General features: G+C 63.5%; 18 protein-coding genes and 1 tRNA gene. 9 read left to right on the forward strand and 10 right to left on the reverse strand.

Annotated features, from left to right (window positions below; genetic code table 11):
* Together Y703_RS20070 and Y703_RS21030 are read right to left on the reverse strand one after the other, a co-directional pair.
* Nucleotides 1–2,419: ATP-dependent DNA ligase (locus Y703_RS20070; protein ID WP_035765263.1), on the reverse strand; the 2,419-nt coding region annotated here is incomplete at its 3' end.
* 54 nt (nucleotides 2,420–2,473) lie between these two features.
* Entirely contained in the window at nucleotides 2,474–2,965 is a 492-nt protein-coding gene (locus tag Y703_RS21030) for an SRPBCC family protein (protein ID WP_162148896.1), read from the reverse strand.
* A gap of 45 nt (nucleotides 2,966–3,010) precedes the next feature.
* On the opposite strand from Y703_RS21030, the gene Y703_RS0114105 reads away from it, so the two are divergent.
* Both Y703_RS0114105 and Y703_RS0114110 read left to right on the forward strand, forming a co-directional pair.
* On the forward strand, nucleotides 3,011–3,874 hold the full coding sequence (locus Y703_RS0114105) for a non-homologous end joining protein Ku (protein WP_026553219.1): 864 nt from the start codon (nucleotides 3,011–3,013) through the stop codon (nucleotides 3,872–3,874).
* Nucleotides 3,874–4,143: a hypothetical protein gene (locus Y703_RS0114110; RefSeq protein ID WP_026553220.1), complete on the forward strand. Its 270-nt coding sequence runs from the start codon at nucleotides 3,874–3,876 to the stop codon at nucleotides 4,141–4,143. The genes Y703_RS0114105 and Y703_RS0114110 overlap by 1 nt, the downstream gene beginning before the upstream one ends.
* 41 nt (nucleotides 4,144–4,184) lie before the next feature.
* Here Y703_RS0114110 and Y703_RS0114115 read toward each other — a convergent pair whose 3' ends face one another.
* A complete protein-coding gene (locus tag Y703_RS0114115; RefSeq protein ID WP_026553221.1) occupies nucleotides 4,185–4,865 on the reverse strand; it encodes a haloacid dehalogenase type II in 681 nt (226 codons plus the stop codon).
* The gene (locus Y703_RS0114120) at nucleotides 4,866–5,102 is read right to left on the reverse strand and encodes a DUF2630 family protein (RefSeq protein ID WP_026553222.1); all 237 of its coding nucleotides are present in this window, start codon (nucleotides 5,100–5,102) and stop codon (nucleotides 4,866–4,868) included.
* A gap of 207 nt (nucleotides 5,103–5,309) precedes the next feature.
* Between Y703_RS0114120 and Y703_RS0114125 the strand changes: the two genes are divergently transcribed.
* The 3 genes from Y703_RS0114125 (at nucleotide 5,310) to Y703_RS20080 (ending at nucleotide 6,613) form a co-directional block, all read left to right on the forward strand.
* Nucleotides 5,310–5,386: transfer RNA gene (locus tag Y703_RS0114125), tRNA-Val, on the forward strand.
* A 94-nt stretch (nucleotides 5,387–5,480) separates the two neighbouring features.
* Nucleotides 5,481–6,278: an SDR family oxidoreductase gene (locus Y703_RS0114130; protein ID WP_026553223.1), complete on the forward strand. Its 798-nt coding sequence runs from the start codon at nucleotides 5,481–5,483 to the stop codon at nucleotides 6,276–6,278.
* Between the two features lie 116 nt (nucleotides 6,279–6,394).
* Nucleotides 6,395–6,613: a hypothetical protein gene (locus Y703_RS20080; protein WP_035765266.1), complete on the forward strand. Its 219-nt coding sequence runs from the start codon at nucleotides 6,395–6,397 to the stop codon at nucleotides 6,611–6,613.
* A gap of 17 nt (nucleotides 6,614–6,630) precedes the next feature.
* Here the strand turns inward: Y703_RS20080 and Y703_RS0114140 are convergent, their stop codons facing one another.
* The 3 genes from Y703_RS0114140 to Y703_RS0114150 are packed head-to-tail and all read right to left on the reverse strand — an operon-like array spanning nucleotide 6,631 to nucleotide 9,742.
* Nucleotides 6,631–7,335: a glycosyltransferase family 2 protein gene (locus Y703_RS0114140; RefSeq protein WP_026553224.1), complete on the reverse strand. Its 705-nt coding sequence runs from the start codon at nucleotides 7,333–7,335 to the stop codon at nucleotides 6,631–6,633.
* Nucleotides 7,332–8,693 (reverse strand): bifunctional PIG-L family deacetylase/class I SAM-dependent methyltransferase, encoded by a 1,362-nt coding sequence (locus Y703_RS0114145; protein ID WP_026553225.1) that lies wholly within the window; start codon nucleotides 8,691–8,693, stop codon nucleotides 7,332–7,334. The genes Y703_RS0114140 and Y703_RS0114145 overlap by 4 nt, the downstream gene beginning before the upstream one ends.
* Entirely contained in the window at nucleotides 8,687–9,742 is a 1,056-nt protein-coding gene (locus tag Y703_RS0114150) for an acyl-CoA dehydrogenase family protein (protein WP_253908062.1), read from the reverse strand. The genes Y703_RS0114145 and Y703_RS0114150 overlap by 7 nt, the downstream gene beginning before the upstream one ends.
* A gap of 129 nt (nucleotides 9,743–9,871) precedes the next feature.
* Between Y703_RS0114150 and Y703_RS0114155 the strand changes: the two genes are divergently transcribed.
* Complete coding sequence (locus Y703_RS0114155; protein WP_026553227.1) at nucleotides 9,872–11,371, forward strand: FAD-dependent oxidoreductase; 1,500 nt, start codon at nucleotides 9,872–9,874, stop codon at nucleotides 11,369–11,371.
* Between the two features lie 50 nt (nucleotides 11,372–11,421).
* Complete coding sequence (gene pstS / locus Y703_RS0114160; protein ID WP_051427608.1) at nucleotides 11,422–12,543, forward strand: phosphate ABC transporter substrate-binding protein PstS; 1,122 nt, start codon at nucleotides 11,422–11,424, stop codon at nucleotides 12,541–12,543.
* A 74-nt stretch (nucleotides 12,544–12,617) separates the two neighbouring features.
* Here pstS and Y703_RS0114165 read toward each other — a convergent pair whose 3' ends face one another.
* Entirely contained in the window at nucleotides 12,618–13,187 is a 570-nt protein-coding gene (locus Y703_RS0114165) for an SRPBCC family protein (RefSeq protein WP_026553229.1), read from the reverse strand.
* 173 nt (nucleotides 13,188–13,360) lie between these two features.
* On the opposite strand from Y703_RS0114165, the gene Y703_RS0114170 reads away from it, so the two are divergent.
* On the forward strand, nucleotides 13,361–13,840 hold the full coding sequence (locus Y703_RS0114170) for a Dps family protein (RefSeq protein ID WP_026553230.1): 480 nt from the start codon (nucleotides 13,361–13,363) through the stop codon (nucleotides 13,838–13,840).
* Between the two features lie 23 nt (nucleotides 13,841–13,863).
* Here the strand turns inward: Y703_RS0114170 and Y703_RS0114175 are convergent, their stop codons facing one another.
* Both Y703_RS0114175 and Y703_RS0114180 read right to left on the reverse strand, forming a co-directional pair.
* The gene (locus Y703_RS0114175) at nucleotides 13,864–14,676 is read right to left on the reverse strand and encodes an enoyl-CoA hydratase/isomerase family protein (protein ID WP_026553231.1); all 813 of its coding nucleotides are present in this window, start codon (nucleotides 14,674–14,676) and stop codon (nucleotides 13,864–13,866) included.
* Between the two features lie 46 nt (nucleotides 14,677–14,722).
* Nucleotides 14,723–15,652 carry a CPBP family intramembrane glutamic endopeptidase gene (locus Y703_RS0114180; RefSeq protein ID WP_026553232.1) on the reverse strand — a complete coding sequence of 310 codons (930 nt, stop codon included), beginning with the start codon at nucleotides 15,650–15,652 and terminating at the stop codon, nucleotides 14,723–14,725.
* A 102-nt stretch (nucleotides 15,653–15,754) separates the two neighbouring features.
* Between Y703_RS0114180 and Y703_RS0114185 the strand changes: the two genes are divergently transcribed.
* Complete coding sequence (locus Y703_RS0114185; RefSeq protein ID WP_026553233.1) at nucleotides 15,755–17,119, forward strand: GH1 family beta-glucosidase; 1,365 nt, start codon at nucleotides 15,755–15,757, stop codon at nucleotides 17,117–17,119.
* The last annotated feature ends 221 nt before the right edge of the window (nucleotides 17,120–17,340 follow it).

The following is a 17,340-nucleotide window of genomic DNA, read 5'->3' on the forward strand; positions in this document are numbered from 1 at the left end:
TGCCCCGCCACACGGGGTGGCGAAGCTTCCCAGCGGTGGTTCGTTCACTGAACTGGACTTCCCCGACCAGGACCGGGCGCACCCAGTGTGCATCCGAGGCATCAGCGGCAGGCACATCCGACAGCGGAGCGGTCTTCCGGGACATCTTTCGGAGCCGGGACCCAATTTCGGCGAGTTCCCGCTCAGTGAGTCCCGACCCGACCCGTCCCACATACTTCAGGTCGACGCCGTCGGGCACAGCGACCAGTAAGGACCCTACCTTGTGCGCCCGGCTGCCCTTCCCCGGGCGCCAGCCGACCACCACTACCTCCTGGGTGAGCTGATGCTTGATCTTGACCCACCCGTGGGAGCGGCGCCCCGGCGCGTAGGTACCAGTGGTCAGCTTCGCCATGATCCCTTCAAGCCCCAGCTCCCTGCTGGCGGCGACCGCTTCCTCAAGGGTGGCATCCAGCGCTGGTGGCACCTGGATGTGACCATCCGCTGGGCTGTCGATTGCCTGTTCGAGTATTTCCCGGCGCTGCGCGTAGTTAAGCTGGAGCAGTGAATTTCCGTCAAGGTACAGCAGATCGAACAGCATGAAATGCACCGGGGCCTTCCGCCGCGCCGCCCCAATCTCGGAGCTCTTGGTGAGGTTGAACCGGTTCTGCAGTAGCCCAAAGTCGGGCCGGCCCACCTTGTTCAGTGCAACAATTTCCCCATCCAGCACAGAGTTCTCTCCGTTGACGTAGCCGCCCAGGTCCGATATCTCGGGGTACAGCAGAGTCATGTCATTGCCGTTGCGGCTGGTGAGCTGCACCCCCTCGGGCGTCACTGTGGCAATCGCCCGGACACCGTCCCATTTCATTTCGAAGGCCCAGTCCTGGTCCGCTGTCACTTCCGCCGAGGAGCCTGGGGTGGCCAGCATCGGCAACAGGGGCGGCGGGGCCTCGATGCTGCTGGTGGGCGGGGCCTCGATGCTGTCCTCCTCGGTGCCCTGGTGCTTCATCAGGTGCATCAGCCAGTTCCTTTCGCCCGAACCGTCACTGTCTCCGGTGTGGATCAGGGCATAACGCCGGACGGCGCTGCCGCTGCGGGCCAGGCCGCCGTCGTCGTGCCCCTGAACAGTGATGATTACCTCTTTGCCCTCACGCCACTTCTCGGCCTCGTAAGTGCCGGAATCCCAGATGGTCATCTCCCCGGCACCGTACTCCCCCTGCGGGATGGTGCCTTCGAAGGATAAGTACTCCAGCGGGTGGTCTTCGGTCTGGACGGCGAGATGATTTTTGTTGGGGGTGTCCGGCGGGCCCTTGGGTACAGCCCAGGAGACCAGGACTCCGTCGCGTTCCGCCCGGAAGTCGTAGTGCAACCTGCGGGCGTGATGTTCCTGGATGACAAACCGGTTGCCGCCGGAATCCACGATCCTGTCCGGAATCGGCTCCGGGGTCTTCGCCCCGTCCCGCATGGAACGGTAGGTAGTCAGCCGGTCGATGGGATCTCGTGCGCCGCCGGAGGGGACGGCGTTGTGGCTCTCACCGTCAGCCCGCTCCCCGTCCAGTCCCGCCAACAAATTCCCGAGCTCAGTCACACGGCCCATCATCTGGCGATAGTCGATCTGCGCAAGCTCGGGGTCGAGCAGCTCATTCCAGGTGCGGGGTGCCGCGACTGTGGGAAGGAGTGTGCCGCGCAGGGAGTAGGGCGCCACAGTGGTTTTGTTGCGGTTGTTCTGGCTCCAATCGACCAGTACTTTCCCGTCCCGGATTGCTTTTTTCATGTCGCTGACAACTTGTTCGGGGTAATCGGCTTCGAGCGCCCGGGCCAGTTCGTGGGCCACGGTGGACACCTCCTCCGAGGTTTGTGTGCCGTTCAGCGCGGCGTAAAGGTGGATACCCTTCGAGCCGCTGGTGACCGGGTAGGGGGCGAGGCCCATGTCCTGCAGGATCGCCCGGGCGTGGCGGGCCACCTCGGCGCACTCGGCGAGGCTCACGCCGTCGCCCGGGTCGAGGTCAAGCACCAGACGATCAGGGTTGTTGATCTCCCCGTCCGGGCCGAACCTCCACTGCGGGACATGGATTTCCAGGGCGGAGATCTGCCCGAACCACGTCAGCGTGGCCAGGTCGTTGACCATTGGGTACACGTTGAAGTGGTCTTTGTGGTCGATGGGGTGGCGTGCAACCCAGGCTGGCGCCGACTGGTCAAGGTCTTTCTGGAAGAACACTTGCCCGGGTTCCTTGGCCGTCCCCACCCCGTTGACCCACCGTTTTCGAGTGACTGCGCGGTCGCGGGCGTGCGGGATCAGATAGTCAGCTATGGCTGCATCATAGGCAAGGACGTCGGCCTTGGTGGTGCCGGTCGCGGGGTAGATCACCTTGTCCAAGTTCGTCAGCCGAAGGCGCCGACCGTCCACAGTGACCGTCTGCTGCTGCGTGTTAATCGAACCCATTGGACCAGTCTGGTCCGGAAGAGCCCCAAACTCCACACGCGCTCAATAAAGTGGTCAGTCGCTGAATTTCTCCTGGTACAGGGCCACATAACGCTCCCAGTCGGCGGGGTTCTGCCCTAGTGGCCGCTCATGGAGCAGATCGTCGAGGCCGATCAGCGTGAAGTGCCAGCCCGCTGCCGAATTCCCTGCGCCGTCGAGGTCCGGCAGAGTGTTGGTGAGGGTCAGGAGGCATCCAGAGTCGCCGTCCTTCTCAAGCTCCCAACGCAACACCTCCCGGTCCCAGGTGTACGCAAGGACCCGTGGCTTTTCGGCATCGAGGACCATTCCCTTGGTGGGCCGCTCCCCGGGGAAGGTGAACGTCACGTCGGCGCCCTTGCGCGGCAGCAGGTCCATCTCGCAGGGGAACCAGTACTTCAGTTTGCGGGGGTCCGTCAGGTGCTTCCAGAGCACTGATGCGGGGAAGTCGTAGCGCAACTCAAACCGGAGGGCCGGCTTGCCATCGACTGTTGTCTTGGCGACCAGGGGCTCAGCTTTTTCAGGATTCACCAAGCCATCGTATCCGCGGAACCCAAACACTGGTTCACTTGGTACATGAGAGCCATCTGGAAGGGCGCTGTCGCTTTTGGGCTGGTCAACGTACCGGTCAAGGTCTACAGCGCCACTGAAGATCACGACATCAGCCTCCACCAGGTCCATGACAAGGACGGCGGCCGGATCCGCTACCAGCGTCGGTGCGAAATCTGCGGGGAGGTGGTCGAATACAAGAACATCGACAAGGCCTACGACGACGGCGAGCGCACCGTGGTGCTCACAGACGAGGACTTCGCGACGCTCCCCGTGGAGAAGAGCCGGGAGATCGGCGTCGTCGAGTTCGTTCCCAGCGACCAGATTGATCCGATCATGCTTGACCGTTCGTACTTTCTGGAGCCGGATTCGTCCTCCACCAAGGCCTATGTCCTGCTGCGGCGCACCCTTGAGGAGACTGACCGCACGGCGATTGTTCAATTCACACTGCGGCAGAAGAGCCGGCTCGGCGCGCTCCGCGTCCGCGGCGATGTGCTGATGCTCCAGTCGCTGCTGTGGGACGACGAGGTACGGGAAGCCAAGTTTCCGTCCCTCGATGAACGGGTGCGGATCTCGGCCAAGGAGAAGGAGATGTCGGCTGCGCTGGTCGACTCCTTCTCCACCGACTTTGATCCCGAAAACTTCACCGACGACTATCAGGAACAGCTGCGTACCCTCATCGACGCGAAGCTGGAAAAGGGTGAGACCCTCGACACCGAGGAGACGTTCGGGGAATCCGCTGACGACGACGGCGGCGGCAAGGTCCTCGACCTGATGGAGGCACTGCGCCGTAGCGTCGAGAAGAACCGCGAGAAGAAGGGCACCGCCGGCAAGAAGCCGTCCGAGTCGAAGACCGCTGCACCAGCCAAAGCAAAATCGAAAGGCGCCTAATGGCCTACCCGTCATCCTCCCTGCCCAGCTTTTTTACCAATTCACGCGGTGAACAGACCATTGCACAGGCCCCCAACGCGCCGGTGCTGGGCTGGACCATCTTCGCGGCCGCCTCCCTCCTGGCCCACGAGGAGGACAATCAGCGGCTGCTGCGGAGCATCAGCCGGGCATGTCTCGGTCTGTGGGCGGTACTGGAGCTCACCCGCGGGGAGAGCGGATTCCGTCGGACGATGGGCGCGGTGACCCTGGGCTGGTTGGCGAAGCGTTAGCGTGCCGCCGAGGCAGCCCTTCAGAGCTAACCCGGAACCAGCTAGTCGCTGGATAGGGTGGTGAGCTGATCTGCCAGGGCGGCGAGGGAGTCGGCGGAGTAGGTGGGCTGTGAGGCATAGCCGGGGTAAGGCGCACCTGACCGGTTAATCCAGGCCGTCTGCAGGCCTGCCCGCGCTGCCCCATCGATGTCCCAGGGGTGCACAGCAACCAGCAGCAGCTGCGCTGCGTCGACCCCGCAACGCCGGGCAGCGTAGGAATAGGCGTCCGGTGCGGGCTTCCAGAGTGGCGCATACTCCACTGAGAGCAGCAGTTCGAAACGCTCACGCACCCCAGCGCGTTGCAGGAGCGAATCCGCTGTGGCCACCGAGCCGTTGGTGAGCGTCACCAGCCGGTGACCGGACTCAACAAGGCGGCCGACGGCGTCGGGGACATCCGGATGCACTGACAGCGTTTGCAGGCAGCCGAGCAGGTAATCGACTGCGTCGTCCGTGCTTCGGTTGAGTCGCTGGCCCGCAATAGTCGACCGCAGCGCTGCCTCGGCAATCACTGGGAATCCCACGTTCACACCGGCAGCAGCGAGTCCGAATCCGTCGCGCAGCAGACCGGCAAACCAGGTACCGGCCAGCTCTTCAGGGACTCCCACCTCGGCGAAGTGCTGCGCCATGGGGGCCAAATCTGAAAGTGTCTCGTTGACGTCAAAAACAATGACTGGCTTACCCATCTACTGGCGGTACCCCTCGACCTGGTCGATTGGGCGCGCGCCGGCGTCGGCTGGATTACCCCCGGCGTCCTTCATGGCACGGCGCTGGCGCAGCAGATCCCAGCACTGGTCAAGATCCTGCCCCACCCGGCGCAGCCGCTCACGGCGGGACTCAACGTCGTCGGACGGGGCCTGCCTGAGCTGATGCTCTTCGTCAACGAGTTTCTGGATGCGCTGCAAAATGTCCTGGTTGTCCACGATGAGATCTCCTTGGCGTCGGTGGTGACTAGCGTTTAGGGGCCTCGCCTGGTGGGAATGCAGCCCTAGTTTGTCAGGCTACGGAGAAAGAGGCGGAAAGACCATATCTAGTCTCCAGGAAATTCCGTCACGCACCGCGGAATTTCCTGAAGACCAGGTATGGCCTAAGCTTGCAACTGTCCAACCGTACGTTCGGGAGACACACCTGCCTGTGTAGCTCAGTCTGGTAGAGCATCCGCTTCACACGCGGAAGGCCCGGGGATCAAGGCCCCGCGCAGGCACCACCACCGGCCCTTCGCCCAGCGGAGGGCCGGTTTTCTTGTCTGGCATTGACCAGCAGGCTTGCTTTCGGCGCTCTATCCTCGGAAGGATAGAGCCATGGCATATACACCCAGCACCGCGATAGTAACCGGCTCCAACTCCGGAATTGGCCGGGCGACAGCACTCGCCCTCGCCAAGGCGGGATGTGATGTAGGAATCACCTGGCACTCCGATGAGGACGGCGCCAACGAAACCGCGCGCCTGGTCAGCGAGTTTGGCCGCAAGGCAGTGGTGACCCAGTTGGACACCACCGACGCTCCGGCCTGCGGCGACGTGGTGGATCAGATGATCAGTGATCTTGGCGGAATCGATGTGTTCGTCAACAACGCAGGGGTCAACGGTGGCACTCCCTTTATGGACACCAGTTACGACGAATGGCGGGGCACAGTTGCAGCCAACCTCGACGGTGCGTTCGTCTGCATCCAGCGCGCAGCGGCCAAGATGATCTCAGCAGGAAACGGTGGCAGGATCATCGCCGTTACCAGTGTTCACCAGGAACAGCCCCGCGTCGGTTCAGCGGCCTACGACGCGTCCAAGCATGGCCTGGGCGGCCTGATCAAAACAATCGCCCTGGAACTGGGCGATCAGGGGATCACCGCCAACGCTGTCCTCCCCGGTGAAATTTCGACCCCCATGAACGATGCGGGCGACGAAGATCCCCTCAAGATTGACCGCCCAGGCATTCCGCTGGGCCGCCCGGGCGCGGCCGAGGAAGTTGCGGCGGTGATCGCGTTCCTGGCGTCACCAGCTTCCAGCTACGTCAACGGCGCCTCCTGGGTGGTGGACGGTGGGATGCTGCAGATGGGTCCGCAAGCCGGGTCGCACCTGACCAGCGGAAAATGGCGCTCGGTCTAGGACAGCTCCTGGGTATTCGAGGCGACCCCTGACGATCAGGTGGCATTCACCTGCCGTTCAGACGGGCACAGTACGTTGAGGTCATTAGCCTCTCGTACCGAAGAGACCCACCGGCCATGGAAACTCCGTCACCATCCCGCGAGGACATCTTGGATCGGTCAACTCTCCGCCGGGGGCAACAGGTCGCCTTCAACCATCACAGTGACGGACCGGCGGCCGGAGTTATCGAGATGCGCACCGATGATGCGTCGGCGCTGTGGATTCAGGTCAACGGCGGTGCTGGTCGACGTCTGATCCACCGTGAGGATGGGTACCGGCTCAAGCGATCTGACTAACCCCAAGGAACCGTCGGCTACAGCGGCAGTCCCCGCAGGTAACCGGCGAAACCACCGGGCGTCCGGCCCAGCATTCTGGCCGATGTGGTGGCCCTCATCGTGTCGACAGCAGCCCAGCTTGCGCCATGTGCCTTGAGCCGCTCCACCAGGTCCGTGTCCTCATGGACGTCCAACGCGGCGAAACCGCCGACCGACAGGTAACTGTCCGCGCGAAACCCAAGGTTGGCGCCGTGGACATAGGGATGCCCGTCGTTGAGCGGATGCGCCGCATGCCAAGCACGCGCGCGTTCATCGGCGAGCCCTGCTGGATCGGGCACCACAGTTCCCAAGACCAGTTGCACGCCCCGGGCGGCCAGGCCACACTGTTCCACGAGCCAGTGTGCAGGCACCACAGTGTCGGCGTCCGTGTTGGCTACCCAGATTGCGCCAGCGGGCTGCACCACCTGTGACAGGGCCTGGGCAATGCCCGCCCGGCGGGCTAGTCCCACCGACGCAAAGTCCGTCACCAGCGACCGGGCGAACGTGGTGTCCTCCACAACGGCAGCCGACGAATCGGTGCAGCCATCCAGCACCACTGTGACCGTGAGATCAACCGTCGGGTAGGCAGCAGCGAGTGAGTGAGCTGCCACCTCGATGGCGGCGAGGCACTGCGGCAGGTAATCCACTTCGTTGCGGGCGGGCACAACTACCACAACTACCTCCGGGAGGGATGGCTCACTCACAGCACACCGGTTGCCCTGGCCACCGATACTGCCGGGGGCCGCACCAGGAGGTCAATGCGGAAATCCTCCTCGCGGTGCTCGGCGAACAGGGTCAGAGAGGACGATCCGCTGAACAGTTCGTGCACGGTGTCCCCATCCAGTTCCCAGCCATCGACCGGGTGACGCCAGTGGCACAGCAGAACCACCCCGTCAGGAGCCAACGACTCAACGGTCTGGGCGACGACGTCGAGCAGTTGCGTCCGGGTAAGGAAGTACCCTACTTCCGAGATCACGATGAGGTCGAACTCCCCAGTGGGCCAGTCCTGCGGTACTGAGGCAACCCGGGCAGAAGCTGCCGGAAAGCCGTTCAGGCGTTGCTGCGCCGAGGCGACCGCGGTTGGGCTGATGTCAAGTGCGAGCAGGGAATCGGATCGACCAGCGAGTTCCGCGGACAGCACGCCGATCGAGCAGCCCAGCTCGAGCGCTGCGGCGAACCGTTCCCTGGGCAGTAGTGCCAACGCTACCGAACGTTTGCGGCGTTCGTAGAAGCGGTCCTGGAGCCCCCAGGGGTCGTTGGCGGCGGCGTGCAGCCGCTCGAACACTCCTGCCGGCAGTGTGGGAATAAAGGTTTCGAATCCGCGTGCAAAGTGTTCAAGAAATGCGGGCCCGAGCAGGGCCTCGTCCCCGGGCGCATCCGAGAGGGGCGCCGTCTGGCTGGCGTGCATGAGCAGGGCCGACTGCTTGAGTTTCTGCTCGTCGCGCCCGAGGTCAAGGACCTGAAGCTGCTCCCACGGCACCTCGGGCGAGTCCGGGGTGGCCCAGTGCCAAAGCCACACCGGATACTCAAGTAACGGGAGATTCAGTTCTGCAGCAAGCAGCGCTGCCGCATTGCCAGCTGCCTCGTGATCACCGTGCCCGTCTCCTCGCCACGGTGCCACCAGCAGGGTGCGCTCCCCCGGGCGCCCACCGTCGGCGGCAATCCGGCGGAGCTGGGCAGCAAGCTCCTCAGCATTCAGCTTGCCGTCGGGTAGGCCGAGGAAGTGCGTCAGGGCGGACGGTGCGAGCAATTCCACTGCTTCCAGCAGTTCCCTCCGCCGCACATCGGCCAACTGGACCTGAGTGTGAGTCGGCGAATTCGGGTGGGACGCCTCGCCATTGGTGGCGACGATGATGTCTGTGGCAACCCCCGCGTGGGCAAGGCGGCGCACCAGACCCGCAGCACCCAGCGTCTCGTCGTCCGGATGCGCCGCCACCACCAGCATGCGCTCCGGCATCCGGCCGTCGAAGAGTGCCTCAACGGTGAGCCGCGCATCACCGCGCCAATCCCGGTTCCAGCGCTGCTCGGGCGTTCCGGCGTCGTCGTGAGTAAAGGTCACCATGGTGCGGATCCCGTCTCCTGAAGGTGGCGGCCCAGGGCTGCGGCATCCCGTTCGGCGTGGTGCTGACGTAGGTACACCTGCAGATCAGCCACCCGGCGGGCATGGTCTTCCTCCAGCACCAGGGGCGCCGGGCCGAGTCCGTGCCCAACTGTCGCAAGAACCGCCTCGGCGGCCTCCGCGACGATCCCTCGCACCCGCGCGGCGAGCAACCCGCCGGGAGCGCCAGCCGCCCTGCCCGTGTCAATGTCCGCCGCCGCGGAAACGAGCGCCACCCGGGCGGCGTGCAGGTGCCGGTCAACGTCACCGAGGTGCATGAGGGCCAGCTGGTCGGGGGTGCGTTCCCCAACCGAGCGGAGCAAGCGTCGCGCTACGCCGACGGCGCCGCCGTACCAGCACGCCGCAACACCGAGTCCGCCCCAGGCGAACCCGTCGCGCCGCAAATACCAGTTGTCAGCACCCACTGGTGTGGCCGATGCAGCGTCGAAGTCGACCGGCCCGCTGTCTACCGCAGTCAACCCACGGCTCACCCAGGTGCCCGGGGTCGCGTGGACTCCCAGCTGGCGAAGATCGATGCTGAAGGCGCGCCGTTCGCCGCCTGACACGTGAGCGGTGACGATCGCGTGGTCGAGCTTTCCTGCCAGCGAACACCAGGGCTTCCGGCCGGTCAGGAGCCAGGCGCCGTCGTGATTGGGTTTCGCCTCCAGTCGGGTACCCGGCCCCTCGGCAGCGAAAACACCCCAGGATCCAGGAGCGACTGGATGCTCGGCCTGGTGCAGGATAGCTATTGCATCGAGGTGGGGTTCAACAGTTCGTGCCACTGACAGATCGGACGCTGCGAGGGTAGCCAGTGTCTCCCAGAGGGTCACAGTTGCACCAGCACCGGGCTGCGGCGCCGAGGCGCCGACGTCGACAGCAAGGTCGAGCGACTGGGCAAGGGAGCCTGCCGCTGACGCAGCCCTGTCGTAGAGCATGTCCTGCGCATTCGATTCACCGGCCAGGAGCACTGCCCGCTTCGGTTCCCTCACATGGTCCTCTTCCTCTGGCGGCATAATAATCAGCATACTTACTCAATCTGGGATCCGCCGCCCGGGGAAACGTGACCAGGCAGCCGAATCCTTGACTCGAACAGGATTTCGGAGTGGGCTTAGGGCCCACACCCCTCCCGCGGAAGGCACCCGATGACATCCCTCTGGCAGGCGACCCGACCGCACCTTCCCACCGACCCGTTCACCCCCGGCACCACCTATGACTCGGTGGTGGTGGGGGCGGGGATCACGGGGATCAGCACCGCCCTGCTGCTTGCGCGCTCCGGCCAACGGGTAGCTGTTCTGGAGGCACGTCGAGCAGGCGATGTCACCACCGGAAACACCACCGGCAAAATATCACTCCTGCAAGGAACCCAACTCTCCACAATTATCCGTCACCACGGCGCCGAGACCGCCCGCCACTATGTCACCGGCAACCTCGAGGGACAGTCCTGGCTGCTGCGATTCTGCACTGAGCACGGCATTAAGTTCGACACACGCGATGCGGTGACTTATTCGGTAACCGATTCCGGGGCCGCGGCGCTCAGAACTGAACGTGACGCCTGCCTCGCAGCCGGGCTCGCCCCGGTGCTGGGGGAATCCTCGGCGCTGCCCTTTGCCGTCACCGGCGCCCTTCGCCTGGCTGGACAGGCCCAGTTCCATCCGCTGCAGGGCCTGGCCGGCCTCGCCGCTGATCTACGCTCCCATGGCGGCCACCTCGTCGAGGGAGTCCGGGTGGAGGGAATCAGTCCTGGCAAGCTGAAAAGGGACAGAATCCAGGTCAACACCCCCAGGGGTTCGGTGTCGGCTCAACACCTGATTCTGGCGACCGGCACGCCCATCCTCGACCGCGGTGGCCACTTCTCTGTCCTCACACCGCAGCGGTCCTATGCGGTTGCTTTCGCCGTCGACGACGAGTCGCTGCGGGACGTCGACCAGATGTATCTCTCCATAGACGCGCCGACGCGGTCGTTGCGCACCGCCGTCGTCGACCACAAAACGTACCTGATCACCGGCGGAAACGGGCACCGGGTGGGCCGCCACACCCACACCCAGGGACTGGTTGATGATCTGGTGCGCTGGACCACACACCACTTTCCCTCGGCCAGACCTGTCCACTACTGGTCCGCGCAGGACTACGAACCCGCTTCCGCCCTGCCCTATGTCGGCAAGCTAACCCACAGCCGGCACAGCATCTACACCGCTACCGGCTACAACAAATGGGGCATGACCAATGCAGTGACGGCGGCCCTGGCCTTGTCGTCGGAGATTCTTGGCGGACAGATGCCTTGGGCCAGCAAGCTCTACGCCACCCGGATCGCCAGGCAGGACGCGCTGAGTACCGTCAAGTCGAACGCTGGTGCCGGGTTGGAGCTGCTGAATGGCTGGCTGGGAGGTCTGGCACGCACCAGCACCGTCAAACCACCGGAGGGCCAGGGGGAGGTGGTTCGCAGCGGGGCGCGTCCGGAGGGTATCTGCGTCGTTGACGGCATCACGCACCGCGTCTCGGCCATCTGCCCCCATCTGGGCGGTGTCCTCGGGTGGAACGACGCCGAACGCTCGTGGGATTGTCCCCTGCACGGGTCACGCTTCACGGCAGACGGCACCCTGCTGGAAGGTCCAGCCACCCGTGACCTAGCCAAAGGCACCTGACCAAGCGGCCGGCAAAATTCGTTCACCTACTGTTCACCTGTATCGTCAATATGGTGTTGTCCCACCCCACGCGCCGCCTTCCCCTGGTTCTCGCCGCCGTCGTCGGCCTCTCCCTCACCGCCTGCGGATCCGACTACCCGTTGGGCCCGGAGCAGGAGGCCGCAGCGCAGCAAGCCAACTCAGACCTCCGTGGCACCATCACCGGTGCCGGCTCGTCGGCGCAGGGTCCTGCAATGGACGGCTGGATCTCCGGGTTCGGGACCTTGCACTCACAGGCGCAGCTGCAGTATTCCCCCGACGGCTCAGGGGCCGGACGCGGCGCATTGCTGGCTGGGGCCGTGCAGTTCGCCGGCTCGGATGCCTACCTCAACGAGGAGGAGCTTGAGGAATCGCGGCAGGCCTGCGGCCCTGATGGCGCCTTCAACATCCCCGCCTATGTGTCGCCCATCAGCATCACATTCAACCTGCCGGGTATCGCCGAGCTCAATCTGGACGCGCCGACCATCGCCGGAATTTTCCTCGGTGAAATCACCACCTGGGATGACCCAGCGATTGCTGGTCAAAATCCGGAAGTCGATTTGCCGGACCTCCGGATCACTCCGGTCAGCCGGTCGGACGATTCGGGTACCACCGAGAACTTCACCGACTACTTGCACGAGGTTGTCCCGGACCTGTGGACCTCCGAGGCCGATGGCACTTGGCCTACCGGACTAGGCAACGAGAATTCCAAGGGCAATGCCGGGGTCGTGAGCACTGTGTCCGGCACCGAGGGGGCGGTTACCTACGCCGACGATTCCGCCGTCGGGCCACCCTTGGGGCGAGCGAACCTCAAGGTTGGGGACCAGTACGTAGCCGTGAGCACCGAGGCTGCGGCAGCCGCCGTCGACATCGCCACGCCAGTTGAAGGACGATCCGATCAGGATATTGCGCTGGCGCTTGACCGTACCACCACCGAGGCGGGCGTCTACCCGCTCATCCTGGTGTCACACCACATCTTCTGCTCGTCCTACCCTGACGCAACGACAGTGGAGCTCATCAAGGAGTTCGGAACCTATGTGGTCAGCGCGGGCGGCCAGCAGGAGGCGGCCGAGTCAGCCAAGAGTTCGCCGATTTCTGCCCGCCTTTCGGAGCGGGCCACTAGCGCGATTGAAAGCATCACGCAGCGAGATTAGGCGCTACCGCTCAGACGGCGCCGGCCGGAGCCCCACCCGTGTGGAATGCCCCGGCCGAACCTGTTCGTTCAGGGTTAACTCGGCGAGACAGTTGCGCGCGGGCCACCTGACTCAGGATCGTCCAGCGAAGGGTCGCTGAGATCCGATGCATCGGCCGCAGCCGAGGACGCCCCAGGGCTGGTTCCTGACGGGGGCGCGTCAATGTCACCGCGCCAGGCACCGGTCTCCGAATTGTTGCCCTCGATGAAGTCCTTGAACCGCTGAAGGTCGGATTTCACCTGACGATTGTCAGCGTTGACTACCGAACCAATTTTTTCGGTGAAAGTCTCGGGGTGCCAATCCAACTGCACGGCAACGCGGGAGGTGGTGTCGTCGATCCGGTGGAAGGTGACCACTCCAGCGTGGGACTTTCCGTCAACGCTCTTCCAGGCAATTCGTTCGTCGGGATGCTGTTCGGTGATTTCGGTATCGAACTCTCGTTCCACCCCTCCGATCTTGGTGACCCAGTGGCTACGGGTATCGGACGTCTGGGTGATTGATTCCACCCCGCCCATGAACTGGGGGAACGTTTCGAACTGGGTCCACTGGTTGTAGACGGTGCTCACTGGCACTGCTACGTCGATGGATTCCTGGACTGTCGTCATACTGTTTCCTCCTGTAAGTTCCACAATCAATGAACTACTAAGTAAACTGATTGTATTCGCTGCCGCTGGATTCCAACAACATTAGCGGTCTAGGGTGAACATTGATCCACCCCTCACGCCCGGCTCTTTCCCAGAATCGGGGGAGGGCAAGTCCTACACACAGGAGGATAACCATGAAGGCGTCAAAAACACTGACCGATAACATGCAGGCCGTACTGGTCGAGCTCATTGAGCTCCACCTGCAGGGCAAACAGGCGCACTGGAACGTCGTCGGAAAGAACTTCCGCGATATGCACCTGCAGTTGGATGAGATCATCGACGACGCCCGCCTATTCGCGGACCAGATCGCCGAGCGGATGCGCGCCCTGCATGCAGTACCCGATGGCCGCAGCGCTTCGGTTGCGAAGGGGACCACCCTGAACCAGTTCCCCGCCGGGCTGGTCTCTACCAAGGACACAGTGACAATGGTCGTCGAGATGCTCGACGGCGCCGTCAAAACCATGCGCAGCGTGCATGATCAGATCGATGAGGAAGATCCGACCACCGCTGACATCCTGCACGGCTTCATTGAAAAGCTGGAGCAGTACGCGTGGATGGTCGACGCCGAGAACATGGAACCGACGGCAACGGTCACCCGGCCCGCAAAGGTCTAGTTCCTGCAACCCACCTTCCCGGGCTAGCGACCAGGGAAGGTGGGTTTTTCCTTGGCCAAAAAGGCCCGGGTCCCTTCGCGCATATCCGCCGTGGTGAACGCTTGCCTGAAGGATTCAGCTTCGATGGCCAAGCCCTCAGCGGTGGACAGTCCCTCGACGCGCTCCACTGTCGATTTCACCGCCGCAACCGCTGCGGGAGATTGCTCAACAATTGCAGCGAGCGTCGTTCGTACGGTTGCGAGCAGTTCATCCTGGTCACCGAGAACAGCGTTGACGAGGCCAATTCGGAGAGCCTCGTCCGCAGTGATTCGCCGCCCGGTGTAGAGCAGTTCTCGGGCCACGGCCGGTCCCACCCGCTGTTGCATCCTGACGGAGCCGCCAAATCCTGGAACCAGGCCCAGGCTCACCTCCGGTTGGCCAAATGAGGCTGAACTCGTCGCGTAGATAAAGTCGCAGGCCATTGCGAGTTCGCAGCCCCCGCCCAAAGCAAACCCATTGACCGCTGCGATCACCGGCACCGGCAGCGCTTCGAGTTTGAGCGTAATCGCCTGCATCCTGGTGCTGTACTTCCAGGCCTGATCGGGTGTCATGGCGGTCATCTCGCCAATGTCAGCACCAGCGGCAAATGCTTTCTCCCCTGCGCCGGTAATCACGACGCCGCGAAATGGCCAGCCACCGTCGTCCTCGCGCGTATTCTCCAGGACCTCGAGGAGAGCACCCAGGTCATCTATGACCTGCGAGGAGAGGGCGTTGAGCGCCTGGGGCCGGTTAATCGTGACGGTGACTATTGCTTCCTCATGTGTGACGAGGATCGTTGAGTATTCCTTGAAATGCATATGTATATTCCTGTCGACGATGACGTGGAGAGTAGAGGACTATGGTTTAGGACAGCAGCTCCGGGGGAAGGACCAGGAGCAGACCGATGGCCGATCCGTTGAAAACCACGTGGGTGACGATCGCTGGCCCCAGTCGCCCGGTCCACACAGTCAAAACACCGCAGATCACGCCGACCGTGAAGGTACCCACCAGCAGGTAGATCGATGACCTCAGGTCAGGGACCGCGCCGGTATGCAGCAGCCCGAAGGCCAGGGAACTGACAACGATCGCCACTACTGTTGCTGTGGTGAGCGACCGCTGTGGGGCGGCTGCCGAGACCTTCCCCTTCACGGATCCGCTCAACCACCACGCGTTCTGTACGGCTCGCAGGACCAGACCGCGGTTGAAAAGCTCCTCGAGGAAGGGCGCAATGATGGCCCCGCCGAGGACGGCGTTCACAAATATCCAGCCACTGTCGCCGGTGAGGAAGATTCCTGCGTTCCCCTGCAGCACCTCGTCCTCACCCAGTGGCCACAGCAGGGTGATGATCACCTGCACCAGTGCCAGGATGAAGCGTGCGGCGATGCCGACGCCGAGTCCGATCGCCAGGTCGACCCATTTGAACCTCAAGCCAAAATCCTTGGCCAGCGAACCGAACCCCCAAAGCCGCGACGCCAAAATGCTGCTCCCCAGCAGGGCGAACCAGGTGAAGCAGAGCGAGACGAAAACCAGCTCTGGGCCGAACGTGAGCACGGAGGAGAGGGCAAGGGTAGCGCCGAGGGGCAGCGCAAGAACCAGGACCAAACCCGCAGCCGCCTGCCAGAGTCCCCAGCCCGGCTTGAGTGGACCGCCCGGGCCGAGCTGGGCTGGGTTGGCGAATCGGGCGGATCGCGGTCCAGGATTCGACCCAACCGGTGGGACCGCCGCCTGCGCGCCGGGCTGGTCGGGGGTGGGGGTGGGGGTGATCCGCATATCCAGCACACTACCTGCCGTCATCCCTCCGACCAGCACCGAGGATGCTTGCGTGCAGGCATTGACGTAAGGGGCTCTGGGGCTTTAGGTAAAGGGATCAGGCTGAGCGCCTACGAAGGAGCACCCATGAATACCTTTGGTTTGCCGCCCGGGTTTGTGTTTGGGACTGCCACCGCTGCAGCCCAAATTGAGGGAGCTGTTCATGAGGGCGGGCGCGGCGAGAGCATCTGGGACGCCTACGCCAGGACTCATACGAACATTCTTGATGCCTCTAGCGCCGCTATTGCCTGCGATCACTACCACCGGTATGCCGAGGACTTCGATTTGCTCTCGATGTTGGGTGGGCAGGTGTATCGGATGTCGATCGCTTGGCCGCGCATCCAGCCCCTCGGGCGCGGTCCGGCCAAACCCGAGGGGATCGCCTTTTACCACCGGCTCCTCGATGCCCTACTGGACCGCGGGATCGAACCGTGGGTGACTATCTATCACTGGGACTTGCCCCAGGCGCTGCAGGACGCCGGTGGGTGGCAGAACCGCGACACTGTCGATGCGTTTGCCGACTACACACGGATTCTTCGCGATGAATTTGGTGACAAGGTGGCCGCCTGGATGACGGTCAACGAGCCGGTCGTCCACACCGGCGTCGGGCATGCCATTGGCCGTGCCGCGCCGGGCCTGATGCTGCTGGGCAGTGCCTTCGTCGTTGCCCATCATTTGCTACTGGCGCACGGGACCGCCGTGCGGATCCTTCGGGAGACCCTTTCCACTCCGGTAGGCATAGTGAACAACCATTCGCCAGTGGAGCCAGCCACTGGCTCTGAAAGAGACGCGGGACTTGCGGCGCTCTACGACCACTATCACAACGGCCAGTTTGCCAGCCCGGTCCTGACCGGCGCGTATCCACCGCAGTTGGGAGAGGTAGCTGGGATCTCCTTCGAGGTGATTCGAGACGGTGACATGGAGATTATCTCCGTTCCGCTGGACTTCTATGGCGTCAACTACTATTTCCCCACCAGGGTGGGTGCCGCTCCCCCATTTTATCCAGTTCCGTTCGCCCCCAAAGAGTATGTTGGACTCCCAGTCACCGACTTCGGCTGGCCAGTCATGCCCTATGGCCTGCTAAAAATTCTTACCGAATTGAAAACGTCTTATCCTCAGATGCCCCCGGTGTACATCACCGAGAATGGCTGCGCCTACGACGACGGCCCGCAGGGAGGGTTGCAGGGACCGGGCGGCGCCCTGCAGGACACCCGACGAATCGAGTTTCTGGAGCAGCATCTGGCCGCAATCGGTGAGGCAGTTGCCGCTGGTATTGATGTGCGGGGATATTTCCACTGGACCCTGCTGGATAACTGGGAATGGCAGGAGGGGTACACCAAGAAATTTGGCCTGGTACGCCTGGAACCGGCAACGCTGGAGCGGATACCCCGGGCCTCTTTCTATCGCTACGCCGAGATTATCCGCTCGGCCAGGGGCCCCAATCCCACCTAGTACCCATCCGCCCCACTCTAGGACCGCTGGGGCACCAACTGGCCCCGCCAGCTATCCCACCGACGCGTCGCTACCCGCCCAGTAACCGAGCCCTGCTGGTTAGAAGGGTGGTGGGTCTGCCGCTTAGAAGGGTGGTGGATCTGGTGCTGGTGGGTCTGGTGGTGTTGGGTCGGTGGTGGTGAGGTAGGTTTCACCGGCGGGTGAGATCGCGATGATGGTGC

The sequence above is a fragment of the Arthrobacter sp. H20 genome, assembly GCF_000520515.1.
Lineage (GTDB): Bacteria > Actinomycetota > Actinomycetes > Actinomycetales > Micrococcaceae > Arthrobacter_D.

What these genes read in the sequence shown, in the direction of transcription:
- Y703_RS0114105 (WP_026553219.1), top strand. Translation starts at nt 3,011, where the DNA reads ATGAGAGCCATCTGGAAGGGCGCTGTCGCTTTTGGGCTGGTCAACGTA.
- Y703_RS0114110 (WP_026553220.1), top strand. Translation starts at nt 3,874, where the DNA reads ATGGCCTACCCGTCATCCTCCCTGCCCAGCTTTTTTACCAATTCACGC.
- Y703_RS0114115 (WP_026553221.1), bottom strand. Translation starts at nt 4,865, where the DNA reads ATGGGTAAGCCAGTCATTGTTTTTGACGTCAACGAGACACTTTCAGAT.
- Y703_RS0114130 (WP_026553223.1), top strand. Translation starts at nt 5,481, where the DNA reads ATGGCATATACACCCAGCACCGCGATAGTAACCGGCTCCAACTCCGGA.
- Y703_RS20080 (WP_035765266.1), top strand. Translation starts at nt 6,395, where the DNA reads ATGGAAACTCCGTCACCATCCCGCGAGGACATCTTGGATCGGTCAACT.
- Y703_RS0114145 (WP_026553225.1), bottom strand. Translation starts at nt 8,693, where the DNA reads ATGGTGACCTTTACTCACGACGACGCCGGAACGCCCGAGCAGCGCTGG.
- Y703_RS0114150 (WP_253908062.1), bottom strand. Translation starts at nt 9,742, where the DNA reads ATGCCGCCAGAGGAAGAGGACCATGTGAGGGAACCGAAGCGGGCAGTG.
- Y703_RS0114155 (WP_026553227.1), top strand. Translation starts at nt 9,872, where the DNA reads ATGACATCCCTCTGGCAGGCGACCCGACCGCACCTTCCCACCGACCCG.
- pstS (WP_051427608.1), top strand. Translation starts at nt 11,422, where the DNA reads ATGGTGTTGTCCCACCCCACGCGCCGCCTTCCCCTGGTTCTCGCCGCC.
- Y703_RS0114165 (WP_026553229.1), bottom strand. Translation starts at nt 13,187, where the DNA reads ATGACGACAGTCCAGGAATCCATCGACGTAGCAGTGCCAGTGAGCACC.
- Y703_RS0114170 (WP_026553230.1), top strand. Translation starts at nt 13,361, where the DNA reads ATGAAGGCGTCAAAAACACTGACCGATAACATGCAGGCCGTACTGGTC.
- Y703_RS0114175 (WP_026553231.1), bottom strand. Translation starts at nt 14,676, where the DNA reads ATGCATTTCAAGGAATACTCAACGATCCTCGTCACACATGAGGAAGCA.
- Y703_RS0114180 (WP_026553232.1), bottom strand. Translation starts at nt 15,652, where the DNA reads ATGACGGCAGGTAGTGTGCTGGATATGCGGATCACCCCCACCCCCACC.
- Y703_RS0114185 (WP_026553233.1), top strand. Translation starts at nt 15,755, where the DNA reads ATGAATACCTTTGGTTTGCCGCCCGGGTTTGTGTTTGGGACTGCCACC.